This is a genomic window from Chloroflexus sp. (assembly GCF_034431535.1).
Taxonomy (GTDB): domain Bacteria; phylum Chloroflexota; class Chloroflexia; order Chloroflexales; family Chloroflexaceae; genus Chloroflexus.
Genome location: NZ_DAOUDC010000006.1, coordinates 42,389 through 55,808 on the forward strand (window position 1 = coordinate 42,389; position 13,420 = coordinate 55,808).

The 13,420-nt window shown below is 61.0% G+C and carries 11 protein-coding genes; 3 read left to right on the forward strand and 8 right to left on the reverse strand.

Annotated elements, in window-relative coordinates; all coding sequences use genetic code 11:
• The first annotated feature begins 5 nt into the window (after positions 1-5).
• Complete coding sequence (locus U9R61_RS01215; protein ID WP_322487004.1) at positions 6-629, forward strand: SH3 domain-containing protein; 624 nt, start codon at positions 6-8, stop codon at positions 627-629.
• Positions 630-699: 70 nt separating this feature from the next.
• Here U9R61_RS01215 and U9R61_RS01220 read toward each other — a convergent pair whose 3' ends face one another.
• The gene (locus U9R61_RS01220) at positions 700-1,749 is read right to left on the reverse strand and encodes an HD domain-containing phosphohydrolase (protein ID WP_322487005.1); all 1,050 of its coding nucleotides are present in this window, start codon (positions 1,747-1,749) and stop codon (positions 700-702) included.
• 329 nt (positions 1,750-2,078) lie between these two features.
• Here U9R61_RS01220 and U9R61_RS01225 point away from each other — a divergent pair, with 329 nt between their 5' ends.
• Both U9R61_RS01225 and U9R61_RS01230 read left to right on the forward strand, forming a co-directional pair.
• A complete protein-coding gene (locus U9R61_RS01225) occupies positions 2,079-2,954 on the forward strand; it encodes a response regulator (protein WP_322487006.1) in 876 nt (291 codons plus the stop codon).
• Positions 2,947-4,107, forward strand: a complete 1,161-nt coding sequence (locus U9R61_RS01230) for an ATP-binding protein (protein ID WP_322487007.1) — start codon at positions 2,947-2,949, stop codon at positions 4,105-4,107. The genes U9R61_RS01225 and U9R61_RS01230 overlap by 8 nt, the downstream gene beginning before the upstream one ends.
• Before the next feature lie 140 nt (positions 4,108-4,247).
• Here the strand turns inward: U9R61_RS01230 and U9R61_RS01235 are convergent, their stop codons facing one another.
• The 7 genes from U9R61_RS01235 to U9R61_RS01265 all read right to left on the reverse strand — a co-directional run bounded on the left by U9R61_RS01235 (position 4,248) and on the right by U9R61_RS01265 (position 12,954).
• Positions 4,248-5,111 (reverse strand): SDR family oxidoreductase, encoded by an 864-nt coding sequence (locus tag U9R61_RS01235; protein WP_322487008.1) that lies wholly within the window; start codon positions 5,109-5,111, stop codon positions 4,248-4,250.
• 414 nt (positions 5,112-5,525) lie between these two features.
• The gene (locus tag U9R61_RS01240; RefSeq protein WP_322487009.1) at positions 5,526-5,969 is read right to left on the reverse strand and encodes an RpiB/LacA/LacB family sugar-phosphate isomerase; all 444 of its coding nucleotides are present in this window, start codon (positions 5,967-5,969) and stop codon (positions 5,526-5,528) included.
• Between the two features lie 169 nt (positions 5,970-6,138).
• Positions 6,139-6,705 (reverse strand): peptide deformylase, encoded by a 567-nt coding sequence (gene def, locus U9R61_RS01245; protein ID WP_322487010.1) that lies wholly within the window; start codon positions 6,703-6,705, stop codon positions 6,139-6,141.
• 880 nt (positions 6,706-7,585) lie between these two features.
• Complete coding sequence (gene surE / locus U9R61_RS01250) at positions 7,586-8,365, reverse strand: 5'/3'-nucleotidase SurE (RefSeq protein WP_322487011.1); 780 nt, start codon at positions 8,363-8,365, stop codon at positions 7,586-7,588.
• 456 nt (positions 8,366-8,821) lie between these two features.
• Entirely contained in the window at positions 8,822-10,303 is a 1,482-nt protein-coding gene (gene bchZ / locus U9R61_RS01255) for a chlorophyllide a reductase subunit Z (RefSeq protein ID WP_322487012.1), read from the reverse strand.
• Positions 10,300-11,616: a chlorophyllide a reductase subunit Y gene (gene bchY / locus U9R61_RS01260; RefSeq protein WP_322487013.1), complete on the reverse strand. Its 1,317-nt coding sequence runs from the start codon at positions 11,614-11,616 to the stop codon at positions 10,300-10,302. Before bchY ends, bchZ begins: the two co-directional genes overlap by 4 nt.
• Before the next feature lie 198 nt (positions 11,617-11,814).
• The gene (locus U9R61_RS01265; protein ID WP_322487014.1) at positions 11,815-12,954 is read right to left on the reverse strand and encodes a tyrosine-type recombinase/integrase; all 1,140 of its coding nucleotides are present in this window, start codon (positions 12,952-12,954) and stop codon (positions 11,815-11,817) included.
• Between the last annotated feature and the right edge of the window lie 466 nt (positions 12,955-13,420).

Genomic DNA, 13,420 nt, shown 5'->3' on the forward strand with positions numbered 1-13,420 from the left:
CAGGCATGAGTCAAGAGCGCGAACGGCGCGCTTCCCAAGTCGAGCGCCGGTCAGAGATAGTGCCATCCCAGCGCGAGACGTCGCGCACCGAGCGGTTAGATGCGTCTGCTCCTAATCCGCACTGGCGTCCGCCACGGGCAGGTGGTCGTGGCTCTGTCATAACTACCAACAGTATCTGGCATGATCTGCCGCGTTGGCTGCAAGTGCGTGGATGGATCTATCTCCTTGCCTTCTTTGCACTCATTGTTGTAATGTTTATGCTGACGCTCTCGTTGTTGCGCGGTGATCGGCGGGAAGCGCCGTTGGGCGAGCCGCAACCAACCGCGATCACCCAGCCGACCAGTGAGTCAACCCCGTTGCTTGGCAATGAGGGCGCCAATGCTGCGCCGCAACCTGCGCCACCCCCGTCGCCGCGTTTCTTTGTCGTGGTGAATACCGGCGGCCAAGGGCTTTTCCTGCGACCGCAACCCAATCGCACTAACCCGCCGATCGCAACCTTGCCTGACGGCACCCGCCTCGAACAGATTGGTGATGATGTCCCCGGTGAAGATCGGCTCTGGCGACCGGTGCGTACCCCTGATGGCCTTGAAGGGTATGTGGCGGTTGATTTTCTGGCCCCAGATCAGTAAGTGAGCGGTATATACGGGTGAGTTTGGCCTTGCCCGTAACTCGTCCTATCCTTCTCATAGCTTGCCGCTGCTACCGCTCGCGAGCAGCAACTAGGTCGGGCGCAGCGATCGAGAGGAAGAGATCAACCAGATTCGGATCAAAATGCTTGCCGGCCTGCTCGCGAATATACTGGCAGGCTTGTTCGCGCGTCCACGCCTTACGGTAGGGCCGGTCGTTCGTGAGCGCATCCCACACATCGACCAACGCGAAGATTCGTGCCGCCAGCGGAATCTGCTCGCCGCGCAAGCCATGCGGATAGCCAGTCCCATCCCACTTTTCATGATGGTAATAGGGAATATCGAGGGCTGGGCGAAGATACGCAATTGGTGAGAGCAGCTCATACGCGTATGTGGTATGGCGGCGCATAATCTCCCACTCTTCGGCGGTGAGGGGGCCGGGTTTATGCAAAATAGAATCAGGCACACCGATTTTGCCAATATCGTGCAGCATTGCGCCGCGCCAAAGATTGATCTGCTCTTCGGAGGGAATATTCAGCGCCTTGGCTAGCTCAATCGTGAGTTGCGCGACTCGTTGTGAGTGGCCCTCGGTCTCTTTATCGCGCAAATCGAGCGCGCGCGACCAGCCGATCAAGGTCTGGTCATACGCTTCGGCAATCGCCTGCGCCGCCTGCTTGGCTTGTTCAGTAAGCTGGCGTTCGTGCGCCGCCGCCCGTTCGCGCTCCTCGATCAGGCGTCGGTAGCGATTGATGCGCTGCATCGTGCGCACCCGCAAACGCAACTCGTTATGCTCAACCGGTTTCGAGAGAAATTCATCGGCGCCGGCTTTGACGCCCTCAAGCCGGGAGGCGCGATCATCGAGCGCCGTAATCATAATGATCGGCACTTCAGCCGTCTGCGGATCGTCGCGTAGCATCCGGCAGACCGAAAACCCATCAAGATCGGGCATCATCACATCGAGCAGGATGAGATCAGGCAGAGTTTCGTGCGCGGCGGCAATGCCGCTCATCCCGGAGGCGGCGGTACGTACCATACACCGTTCGCGTTTGAGCAAATCGCTCAGAATATCGCGAACGTTTGGATCATCATCGATAACAAGTACGCTGTAAGGGTGGTTTTGCATATCGAACGGGCTTTCCGGTGCGTGTAACCATCCGCACGGCTGTATTTTATCATGGGATAATGTTATCTGCCGGATCCACGCGCTTGACCGATCCTTTGGTGAGGGCTATGATTCGGCTGTAGCATACGCGTTGTCGCGATGGTGGGCAACGCGGTTGCTGGCACGGCTTTGCGTTGGGCGTAATGGGCGATGATTATTCGTTTACGATGCGAATAGCGTATTAGTTTTACACCGTTGTGATTACCATTGCATTACTGTCGGTTTGATCGGGAAGTGTTTTACCTCATTACTAAGGGTATGACGCGATCGGATAGACGAGGAGCCGCGCTATGACTGACGCTAGTGACGAACACCGCCCAGCAGTGCTCATTGTCGATGACGATCCGAATGTAACTAGTTCACTGGCACGTTCATTGCGTGATCGCTTCACTGTCTTCACGGCAACCGATGCTGAGACGGCCTTGCAGATTCTCAAGCAGCAGCCAGTTGCCGTGATTCTCACCGATCAGCGGATGCCGGCGATGTCGGGGGTCGAGTTGCTGGCGCGGGCGCGTGAATTGCAACCTGATGCACGCGGCTTTATCATTTCCGGCTACACCGATCCGGCGGCGTTGGCCGAAGCCCTCAACCTCGGTTCGGTGCATGGCTTTATGGCCAAACCGTGGGATATTGCCGCCCTTCGCCGGAAGCTTGAGCAGTTGGTGCAAGAATATCAGACAGCGGTGAACGAGCGGCGCGCCGCTAGCGAAGCGCAGGCGCAGATGACAATGTTACGCCAGATGCTCGATCAATTGCAGACCGATTACCTGACGACGCTCGAACTGGTCAGTTGGGAGAGCGAGGTGCCGCCGATCAGCACTTCATCAATCGGCAGTCCGCTGGCGCAGAGTGTGCCGGAGACGTTCGACGATTTGGTAGCCGCCTATCGTAGTTTGCTCGATTTGGCTGCCGAGCAGCGGGGCTTGCATGACCAACGTTCGATGCCTGACCGGTTGCGGGTCTTGAGCGAGCGGCTCGGTTTATTGTGGGCCGGCCCGCGCGATCTGATCGAAATTCACACCCAAGCCCTGCGCCAGCTTTGCCGCGGCCAAACGCCACAGCGGATCGCGGTGTATATGGAAGAGGGCCGGCTAATGTTGCTCGAATTAATGGGCCATTTAGTCAATTTCTACCGGATCCGACTGGCCGCGCAGAGCCATGAATGAGTTGCCTGCAATCGTAACCCAAGCGCCGTATGCCGCTTTCTTGCTAGAACCAAGCGGACGGATTGCCGACTGCAACGCAGCCGCGGCGGCGCTCTTCGGGATGGCTCCTGCTGAACTGTGCGGGCGGCAGTTTGTGACGCTGCTCGATCCGTTCAGCATTGCCAAAGCACAGACGATGCTTGCGCAGACGATCCATGATGGCGGGGTGCAGCACTGGGAACTCGTTCACCGCCGCGGCGGCGCTGCGCCGCGGTTGCTCGGCTATACCACATGGCCGATCCGCGACGCGCATGGAGCGATCACCGGTATCGTGGCGCTCGGTCTCGATCTTGACCCCACGGTGGCGCTGACGGCTCAGCTCGCTGAAACGAACCAGCGGCTCGAGGCGGCCCTCAAGCAACTGGAACGCGCCCATGCCGATTTGAAAGCGGCCCAGACTCAGTTGGTGCAATCGGAAAAGATGCGCTCGCTTGGCCAGTTGGTAGCCGGCGTGGCCCACGAGATCAATACGCCGTTGGGCTATGTCGCGAACAACCTCGCGTTTCTGGCCGAACGGCTGCCCTCGTTGCGCACTGCTCCCATTGATGATCTCGGCTGGCGCGATGTGGACGACGCCATCCACGAGAGCCAGATCGGGATCGAGCGCATTGCCGCGATTGTGCGCGCCTTGCGTGCGTTTGCTCGTCCCGACGAGGCGCAGCTCGTTCCGGCTGATGTTAACGAAGGGTTGGCTAGCACGGTGCGCATGGTGCGCGCTGTGAGCGGACCGCGGATCGTGATTCGCGAAGAGTACGGTGTTGTGCCGCCGTTGCTTTGTCATCCCGGTGAACTGAATCAGGTCTTTCTCAATCTGTTGATGAATGCCGTCCATGCCTGTCGCGATGCCGGTACGGTGACGGTGCAGACGGCGAGTGATGACACTTCCATCATGGTGACGATCAGCGATACCGGCATCGGCATAGATGCGGCGACCATTGCCCGCCTCGGCGAGCCGTTCTTTACCACGTGGCCGGATGGCGGCGGCACCGGCTTAGGGTTGGCTATCTCGCGCGAGATTGTGGCCCGCCACGGCGGCCACCTGTATTTTCAGAGCGAACCGGGCTGTGGCACGACGGTGAAGGTCGTGTTGCCGTTGCAACGGGAAAATGCCTGAACGCAGCGGCGCAAAGGGCTGTTGCTGGCTCATTAAAAGAGTGATAATCGAAGGCAACGCAGGCATATGGCCCCCTTGAGCCCCCGCTCCCCAAACAACCCTCTGCGCCTTCGCGTCTTTGCGTGTAAAGTTCTTTCCGCCTACGCCACTGCCACTTTTTCGCGCACCAACTGCTCGCTGAACTCCCACAACTTGCGCGCCAGCGCCGCATCTTGGGCGCGCGCCGAGGTTTTGGCCGGCTTTTTCCGCACGAAGTACAACCCGCTCATACCCTCCACTTCCGGCGACGAGGCGAGATAGATCGATGTCGCGGCGCCTTGTTCGGGCGTGAGCATAAAGGGGCGGATAAGCCGGAAGAAGAACGCAAATGCGCCCCGCGCATCGGCGGCGAAGTTAGTGGCCACGGCCCCCGGATGCAGACTATTGGCAGTGACGCCGGCACCCTGTAAGCGACGGGCCAGTTCGTTGGTGAAGAGAATGTTGCACAGCTTCGAGTCGCCGTAAGCCTGCGCAATATTGCCGCGTTGCGGCGAGGCGATCTGCGGAATTTTCACATTGCCGGCGACGTGCGCATACGATGAGACATTGACAATGCGGGCCGGCGCGCTGGCGATGATTCGTTCCAACAGCAGGTTGGTGAGCAAGAACGGGGCGAGATGATTGACGGCAAAGGTGAGTTCGTAGCCGTCGGCGCTGGCCAGCGGCTCAGAGACGAACAGGCCGGCATTGTTGACCAAGACATCAATCCGCGGGCAGCGATCGAGCAACGCGCCGGCGGCGCGGCGCACCGAAGCCAGCGAGGCGAAATCGGCCAGCACCAGCTCTGGCGGCGGCGCATTGGGCGCCTCTTTCATAATCTGCTGGCGCGCCGCTTCGCCTTTGCTCTGTGAGCGGCAGACCATCATCACCCGTGCCCCCATTTTGGCGAGTTCGCGCGCCGTAACGTACCCGATCCCCGAATTGGCTCCGGTCACGATGACCGTTTTGCCTTGCATATCTTGCATATACTGTTCTCCCTAAAGGTGTATTGCCATTCATGGTGCAGGCGCACAGGAATGCCCTCACGCCTGAGCCAATGTCGTTCCCTTGAACATCCATGCCCCGGCGCTGTAACCGGGGCATGGCTTGGTAAAGAGCTGCCTTTTGTACTATACCATGGGTCTGGATGTTACGAGCGGGGCATATTTCGCCTTTCCTATTGTCATTGCGAGCCGCGCAGCGCGCGGCGAAGCAATCCCCCACGAGCACGGGACAGGTCTCCTCAGGCATCGTTCGCGCTGAAGGGGGAGATTGCTTCGGGGGCTGCGCCCCCTCGCAATGACAGGCGGGCACGCCCTGCTCTCCGCTTGTCATTGCGAGCCGTGCAGCGCGCGGCAAAGAATCCCCCACGAGAGCGGGAGCGGTGCGCGCTGAGGTTCCTATGCCCCAGCAACCCGGTCAAATGCGCGCAGCCGGTCGATCGTCGCCTGCTCTTCCGGCGGGCATTCGGTGGCAAACCATGCATCGAGCATCTCGCGGGCTAGTTCGGAGGTCGTTAAGCGCAGGCTCAGCGCCAGCACATTGGCGTCATTCCACTTGCGCGCGCCGGCTGCCGTCTGCGCGTCGTGGCAGAGGGCGGCGCGGATGCCGGGTACCTTGTTGGCGGCGATGCTGACGCCGGTGCCGGTGTAGCAACAGACAATCCCTTGATCGGCTTGGCCGGAGACTACCGCTTCGCCGACGGCCCGCCCGACGTCGGGCCACGGGTCGCTAGCGCCGGCTAATGGCCCAAAGAGAATCAGCTCGTATCCGCGCCGCTCTAATTCGGCGATTAGGGCATCGGTGAGGTAGTTCTTTTCATCGCTGCCTACCGCTATCCGCATAACACGTCCTCCCACATGGGGTAGTTCTGTGTAATTGCCGATGGAAGGATTGAGATCCATTCCCTATCGGCGAAGCCAGCAACATTACCTTCATTCGTGGCTCGGCTTGCAAGACTGCACCGGTGCGCCATTACTGTACCCCATACTGGTCGATTTTGGTGCGGTTGCGTTATCCCTGCGCTTCTGCCGGCTGCGGTTCGCGTTCTTTGGTGATGTCGCGCAATGTGCTCAGGTCGCGGATGCGTTCGGTGAAGAGGATGCCGTTGAGGTGATCGACTTCGTGTTGAATGGCCCAACCCAACAAGCCGTCGGCCCGGCGCAGCCGGTGATGTTTGCCGCTCAGATCCTGAAATTCGACCGTCACCCACGTCTGGCGCGGCACCATGCCGTACCAGCCGGGCAGGCTCAGGCATCCCTCGTCGCGCATCACCTCTTCGCCGCTCATCTTGACGATACGCGGATTGATCAGCACATACGGTTCCGCCGGTGCCACTTCAACGAGGCTGCCGTCGGGGCGTTCTTCGTATTCGGCGGGAATTTCGATGATACAGAGCTGGATCGGAATGCCGATCTGCGGCGCAGCTAGCCCAACCCCATGGGCCGCGTGCATCGTCTCGAACATATCGGCCACCAACTGCTTGAGATTGCGATCTGGCAGCTTGACCGGGCGGCACTGCATCTTGAGGATCTTGCGATCCTCGGCGTCATCAATGCGGAGAATGCGTCGAATAGCCATAGAACATTTCTATCCTTGCCCGCAGGCGTTTGATGCGGTTACTCTTTCTATTCTACGACAGCGCGGCGTGAGGGGCAAGGTGCAAATATTGCAAACGGGCGGTTGAGGTCGTGGCGTTGAATGTGGCGCTGCTGCTCATTGACTATCGAGGAACGGAAGCAGATAACCTTATCAGAAGCCATCAGTTGTTTACGCGAGGCAGGCTTTATGAATAAGCGCATAGCTCTTATGCTGGCCGGCATGGTGATGGTGAACATGCTTGCTTGTACTGCGCAATCGGTTGCGCTTCCCCCCACGCCAACCGCGATCGCTACCGCTTTGCCCACGCCAACCGTGTTCGCTACCGCTTTGCCCACGCCGGTCGTTACCGACGAACAGCTTGCCCAGCAGGCATTGATTGAGTTTTTTGATCGCTTGCACCGCGGTGATTATGCGGCTGCCGTTGAGTTGTTCGGCGGTTCGTATGAATCGATCATCGCCTACGTCCCCAACGTTGATCCTGCCGATTATCCGGCGCTATTGCAGGGCATGTGCAACGTTCACCGGTGTCTCAAGGTCAGACAAGTCGTAAGCAGCTTGAAATGGCGTGATGATTACTTCTTGATCGGTGTGCAACTGGAGGATCCTGAGGGTGGCGTTTTCACGTTTGGCCCGTGTTGTGGCGCTAGTCTAGAAGAATTTCCCCCGCGGTCAGTGTTTGAATATCTGGTGATGAAGCGTGCTGAGGTACCTTTGTCGTTATGGGTCTGCCGCCGTATGTGCCGTGAGGCAAGGTGCATGGCTGCGCTTCTTTGCCGGCGGTCATGGCGGCGGATGCTCTACACCCTGACCGATGAAGCCACGGCGCGAAGGGCGATCAGCCAACTTCGCGCCGTGGCTTTTACTGGTCTGGTAATTCCAACCGTACCGAACTACTGTCGATCATTGGTCGCAACGGAGTCACCGAGACGTAACCGGCCAGCACTGCGCCGTCGTCGGTGTCAAGCGCGAATTCAGGGATGCGCTCGCGGGCAAAGTGGAACATAATCTGCGCGCGCTCGGCAGGGCCGGGTGGGGTGAGGGCGATGTCGAGGTAGTGGCCGAAGAAGAATTCCGAGAGCCGGGTCTGGCGAAAGCCGCGTAGTTCGGAAGGTGAAGCGACGTGAGGAACATTGACGTTGAGCACGACCGGCGCCTGCCCGCGGATCTGGGCCAGCAGCGGGAAGAGGCGTTGGGCGGCGTAGGCGGCGGTGTGCCACGGCATGGGTTCCGGGCCGCGGTATTGCAGTGAGACCGCCATCGCCGGCAAGCCCCACATCGCGCCGATCATGGCCGCGCCGACGGTGCCGCTGAGCATGACGTTGGTGCCGCTGTTGAGGCCGCGGTTGATCCCTGACACAACCGCGTCGATCGGTGGCAGCACGCCGCTCAACATAGCGATCGTCACGCACGCGACCGGCGAGCCGTTATGGGCAAAGGCGAGCAGGCCATCGAATTCGGCGGGCGGGATGATGGCGCGCAGTTCGCGATTCGCTTGCGGCGGCATCGCCATACTCATCGCGCTCTGCTCTTCGGCGGGAGCAACGACGCTGACCTGCGCGCCGGCGGCACGCATGGCCCCGGCCAGCGCCCAAAGGCCGGGGCTGTCGATGCCGTCGTCGTTGGTGAGTAAGATATGCATGCAGAGACTCCGCAATTCCCGTGATCGGTGGCGTCAAGCGGAGCGCTGGCCGGCTCTGGCATTAGTGGCCGGTGATAAGGCGTTCCCTTCCCCCTATCACGTTCAAGGGCGGGCAAAACGCATGAGCGTAGATGCGGTTATGGCCTTGGGAAGCGCTATTTCATCCTCACACCCTGCCTCTCTCCCGTTATGTGGGCGAGGGGCGCTGCTGCCTTCCGTTCCCGCAATCCCTTGCCCGCTATCTAGGGGATCTCCCTCTCTCGCCGTGAGGCAGGAGAGAGGGCTAGGGGGTGAGGACCATCAGCCCGCTTGGAGCGACGTACTGTTACTAGCGGGCCAGCGGCCCGCACTCTCCAAAGCGGCAGCCACACATTGCGTTCTCAGACCGCTGCGCACGAACGCTCTGTGCCTAAGACCTGTGCATTCGCCCGACCACCGCGCTCCGCTTTCAGCATATCACGAGGCGGCTCCCTGAGCAATTGCCGCTTCGATGATTTCGAGCGTGACTTCTTTCAGACCGCGCGCGCGGGCGGCTTGCTCGGCAGCGGCGCGCAACGAGCGGCTGGCGCTGATGCGGGCAAGGTAGGGCACCGCGTCGAGCGCCGCGTTCAGCCGGTCGGTCGCCTCCTTCGTCCACGGCATGGTCTCGGCCCCGCTCGGCTTGGGCGGGCCGCCGGCTGCCGGCGTGACCGTCTCGACTGGCAAGAAGTTGATCACCGTCTCGTAGAAGCGGTTGACCAGCTCTTGCATCAGGTTGGCCGCGCCGGCATACCCCATAAACGGCGTGCCGGTTGTGCGCCGCACCACCGGGCCGGGGAAGGTGGCCGGGATGTAGTGGGTGCCGCGAGCGTTGGCCTCGGCCAGATAGATCTTCTCGTTGATGCTGCCGAACACAAACGCCGGCGCTTTGGCGTGCAGCCGCTTCCGGATCTCGATGTTGTCCGGCTCGTCTTCGCGGCGGGGCCGACCCGACACCCACGCGATCTTCATACCCAACTCGTCGCCGAGGAAACTGCGCAGACCGTCGGCGTAGCTGCGCGCAGCGACGATCGCGCAATCGACGGTGGCAAACCAGTCGCTCTGCGGGCCGCGCCACAGATCCCACACCGGTTGTAGGGTCGTGCGCTTTTCATGGGCGATAAACGCCTCGACCTGCGCTGGGTCGATGCCGAGCAGTTGGCCGAGTTCGCGCAGGAAGGCGGTGGTGCCAAAGACGCCAAACGGTGCGAAGAGGTAGGGCCGGCCCAACGCTTCGGCCAGACCTTGGCCAAATTCGCGGTACATCACGACGTTGACTGCCGCTTCCGCCAGCTTGGGAGTGGTAGCGATGCTGCCTTCGTAGGGGTAAACGAGGTTAATCTCGGCACCGATGCCGGTGATCAACCGCTTGAGTTCGTAGAGGTCGCTAGGCGCGTTAAAACATCCCAACGAGGGGCCGATGATATTGACCGTGCGCGGGCGGGGTTGGACATCTGCCGGCACAAATGGTTTGCCGTACTGTTCCCACGCAAACAATAACGCTCGCTCGCGTCCCGTCCACTCATCCTGTTCGAGTGATTGGCTCCAGAAGAACCGCGCTTCGGGATCGATCTGCGCTACTAGTTGGGTGTGATCGGCGCTGATCATCTCGCTCTCGGCGGTCGAAACCACTAGCAGCTGTTTGCCTACCAGCATCCCCATCGTGCGCAGATCGTCAATCGTGCGGATCAGCGCCTTGGCCGTGCCGTTGATCACATCCTCTTCGCGGATGGAGGTCGGAGTCAGGTTGGCCATGTGCGGCAGCGCATCGGTATAATCGGTGACGGCCATACCGAGCAGGTTGTAGCAGCCGATCGGCGCATCGCACACGATATGCACGTCGGGGAAGCAGCCAAAAACCCACGACGCGCCCCAGTAGCTGCTGGTATCGGAAATATCACGGATCAAGGTAATGCTCATCGGTTCGCCTCCCGGCCCTCATCACCCTCGAAGAACGCCAGCATGCGGTCGTAGATCGGTTTGCGGTTGAGCAGATCACGCACAAAGCTGAGCGACGCGACCATGCCGCCGGCGAGGAAGAGCGGGCGCACGCTGAGAATGTTGGTGTAGTAGACCGACGGAATGCCCTTTTCTTTGGCGTAGGCGGCCAGCGTTGTGGTGCCGATCACCAGATCGAACGACCAGCGCGCCATTGCCGCCTGATCGTCTTCGAGCGTCTTGCGGTAGATCACCGCCTCGGTGCCGTGGGCCTTCAGCCATGCTTCATCGGCGGCGGTGAGGGCGCTCGGTCCGATGCTGGTGCTGACATAGGGCACCCGCGCGCCACCCTCGATGAGCAAGCGGGCATAGAGCATCTCGTTGCCCTCGTAGCCGGAAACGAGAATGGTCGCGCCTTGCAGCGGCTTGCTGGCCAAAAAGCCGCGCGCGGCGGCTTCCTCTTCGGCGGCCACCTGCTCGACCACATCTTCATCAAGGTCGAGCGCCGCCCCGATGGCGCGCAGCCACGCCGCGCTCCCCTCGGCGCCGATCGGCGCGCCGCTGACCACAGCGACACCCCGCTCGCGCAAGACACCGATCGTCTCGCGGTAGAAGGGGTGGAGCGCCGCCACTGCCGCTGCCCGCCCGGCCTGCTTAATCTCATCGACGTGCCGGCCGGGGAGGGTCGTTACCACCCGTCCGCCCATCTTGCGCAGCACGCCATCGATCAACAACGGATCAGCCGGAAAGACCTCGCCGATCAGGGCCAGCGTGCCCGGTTCGTGCTCGCCGCTGGTATCGACAAACCGCCGCATCACCGCCGCCAGCGCCACATCCTTCGCTTCGGGGTGGGAATGGATCGCGTAGGCCGGCACCCGCACCAAAATCACCGGTTTGCCATCAACCTCTTTCGGCAGCAGCTCCTCGGCCAACCCAGCCGTTTCAGCCACGCAGAGCGAAATGACCGGGATAAACGACGTATTGGCCGTCGTCGCCGCTTCGGCAATCGCCGCGTTGGCCGCCTCTTGCACTTTGCCGCTCGACAGCTCAGCCGTGCCGAGCGCCGGCGCGACGATGCTCTTGCGCGCCGCGTAAAAGTGGGTGACAAACGTCAACCCGTACAGACAGCCGGTATCGGTCACCATTGCCGGCTGCGCGCCCTCAATCCGGGTGAGCACGCGCAACGCACCAAACGCAGGGCACATTGTCTGCGGATGGAGCTTGCACGCGCCGCCGCGAAACGGTTCGGCGGGGGCCTCGGCGCCGGCCGGCGTCAGGGGAATGATCTCGGCCATAACAACTCCTCTGCCCGGACACAGCCGCTCTGCTGCATGCCGGGATGATCAAACAGGGACGCGAATAGTTGGTATTATACAACAATTTTCTTGCATAATAGATATGAATGAACTTGGGATACGGATCTACCCGGATGAAACGGATGGGCACAGATGGCCGATCCATGAAAATCCGTCACACCTGTGCTAATCTGTGCCCTATTCATCCAGCGGCCACGGATCGGCGCTAAACTGGTCATGCACCTCTTGTAGTTGCACATCGGCGTAGCTGGCGTAGAAGCTGCGCGTCACTTCAACGCTGCGGTGGCGCAAGATTTGCGATACTTCAGCGAGGGCAACCCCTTCGTTGAGTAGATGATAGCCGACAAAGTGGCGGAAGGTGTGCGGTGTGACTTGACGTAATAATTCAGCCTCATCAGCTTTGCCTTCCCACACGAGCTGATCGGCCAGCGCGTTGGCTGCGCTGGTGACAATCCGCCAGCCGCTGATCCGCGACAGCCTGCCGCCGCCGGTGCGCGGATCGAAGGCGACAAACAGCGGTTCGCGGGCCGGCGGCCAGTTTCGCGCGGCGAGGTAGCGGTGCAGCGCTTGTTCGGCGTGTTTGCGGATGAAGAGGGTGCCTTCGCGCCGGCCTTTGCCGCGCACGATCACCCGCGCCAAGATGCGCCGGTCGCGCGCTACATCGCCCACATCGAGGCTGAGCGCCTCGGAGATGCGCGCCCCGCTGGAAAAGAGCAGGTGCAGCAGCGCAGCGTTGCGCAGGCGAGTTAGCATCTGCCGCTCACGCTCTTCGCCGGCTGGCTTGTCATAAAAACGCACTAACCGGCGTAGATCGGGCGGAGTGGGTGCGATCGGGGTAGGCAAGCGCGGCAAGACCCGGCTCACTTCGGGGCGAGCCGCGGCGACGCGAAACGGAATCGCTCCTTGCGAGTCAGCCAGCGCCAGAAAGCCGAACAGCGGGCGCACGTAGGCATGCACCGTGCGCTCAGAGAGCCGTATGCTCTGGCTGCCGGCTCGTGCCGTCGCTGCTCGCTGCGAGAGGTCGTAGCTACGTTTGCGCAGCGCGCGCGCGTATGCCACCAGATCGCCGATCTGCAAATCACCCAGCCGGTTTTTCCCGTTGCGTTCGGCCCAGCGGGTAAAGATGCGCACCGCCGTCTCGTAGCTGGCGATAGTCTGGCGCGCATGGTGGCGTTGGCGCTCGCGGGTATCCTCATCGAGCTCGTCATCGTCATCGCTCTCGGCGAGGCCGGCGCTGGATAACCGTGCCAGCCAGATCGCGCCGGCGACGGCGATCGGTGTGTCAGACGTGAGTGGTTGTTCGGCGAGTTCGGTCATAATGGCGCCATGGAAGATGGAGTAGCCGCAAAAAGCCACAAGAGATGTGATGGAATAGCCTCCAAAAGACACAAGGGTCACAAAGGTTTTATGTGTGTTTTGTGTGTGTTCGTGGCTATTCTGTTGTCACTGCTGCGGGGAAGTGCTCCCACCCTTAGCCCCTCAACCCCGCTGCGGGAGAGGGGCTAAGAGCATAGCCACCAAAAGCCACAAGCGTCACAAGGGTTGTTATGTGGCTTTTGTATATTTTCGTGGCCATTCCGACGTTTCACCTCGTTTCCGTCGCGCGGCGAAGCCATCTCCTTCGTGTGCAGATGATGTGCCCTCAGCGTTCGTTCGTGTTGAAGCAGGAGATTGCTTCGGGCACTGCACGCCCTCGCAATGACATACGGAGACCGGTTGATCCTACCCTCCAGTCCCTTTCTCACTGGCGCGGGAGCGGGGCACTGCTGCCTTCCGCCCCTCA

Bases quoted from the DNA above. Each gene is read 5' to 3' on its own strand.
- def (WP_322487010.1), bottom strand. From the start codon at position 6,705: ATGGCTATTCGACGCATTCTCCGCATTGATGACGCCGAGGATCGCAAG.
- U9R61_RS01265 (WP_322487014.1), bottom strand. From the start codon at position 12,954: ATGACCGAACTCGCCGAACAACCACTCACGTCTGACACACCGATCGCC.
- U9R61_RS01240 (WP_322487009.1), bottom strand. From the start codon at position 5,969: ATGCGGATAGCGGTAGGCAGCGATGAAAAGAACTACCTCACCGATGCC.
- surE (WP_322487011.1), bottom strand. From the start codon at position 8,365: ATGCATATCTTACTCACCAACGACGACGGCATCGACAGCCCCGGCCTT.
- U9R61_RS01230 (WP_322487007.1), top strand. From the start codon at position 2,947: ATGAATGAGTTGCCTGCAATCGTAACCCAAGCGCCGTATGCCGCTTTC.
- U9R61_RS01235 (WP_322487008.1), bottom strand. From the start codon at position 5,111: ATGCAAGATATGCAAGGCAAAACGGTCATCGTGACCGGAGCCAATTCG.
- U9R61_RS01215 (WP_322487004.1), top strand. From the start codon at position 6: ATGAGTCAAGAGCGCGAACGGCGCGCTTCCCAAGTCGAGCGCCGGTCA.
- U9R61_RS01220 (WP_322487005.1), bottom strand. From the start codon at position 1,749: ATGCAAAACCACCCTTACAGCGTACTTGTTATCGATGATGATCCAAAC.
- bchY (WP_322487013.1), bottom strand. From the start codon at position 11,616: ATGGCCGAGATCATTCCCCTGACGCCGGCCGGCGCCGAGGCCCCCGCC.
- bchZ (WP_322487012.1), bottom strand. From the start codon at position 10,303: ATGAGCATTACCTTGATCCGTGATATTTCCGATACCAGCAGCTACTGG.
- U9R61_RS01225 (WP_322487006.1), top strand. From the start codon at position 2,079: ATGACTGACGCTAGTGACGAACACCGCCCAGCAGTGCTCATTGTCGAT.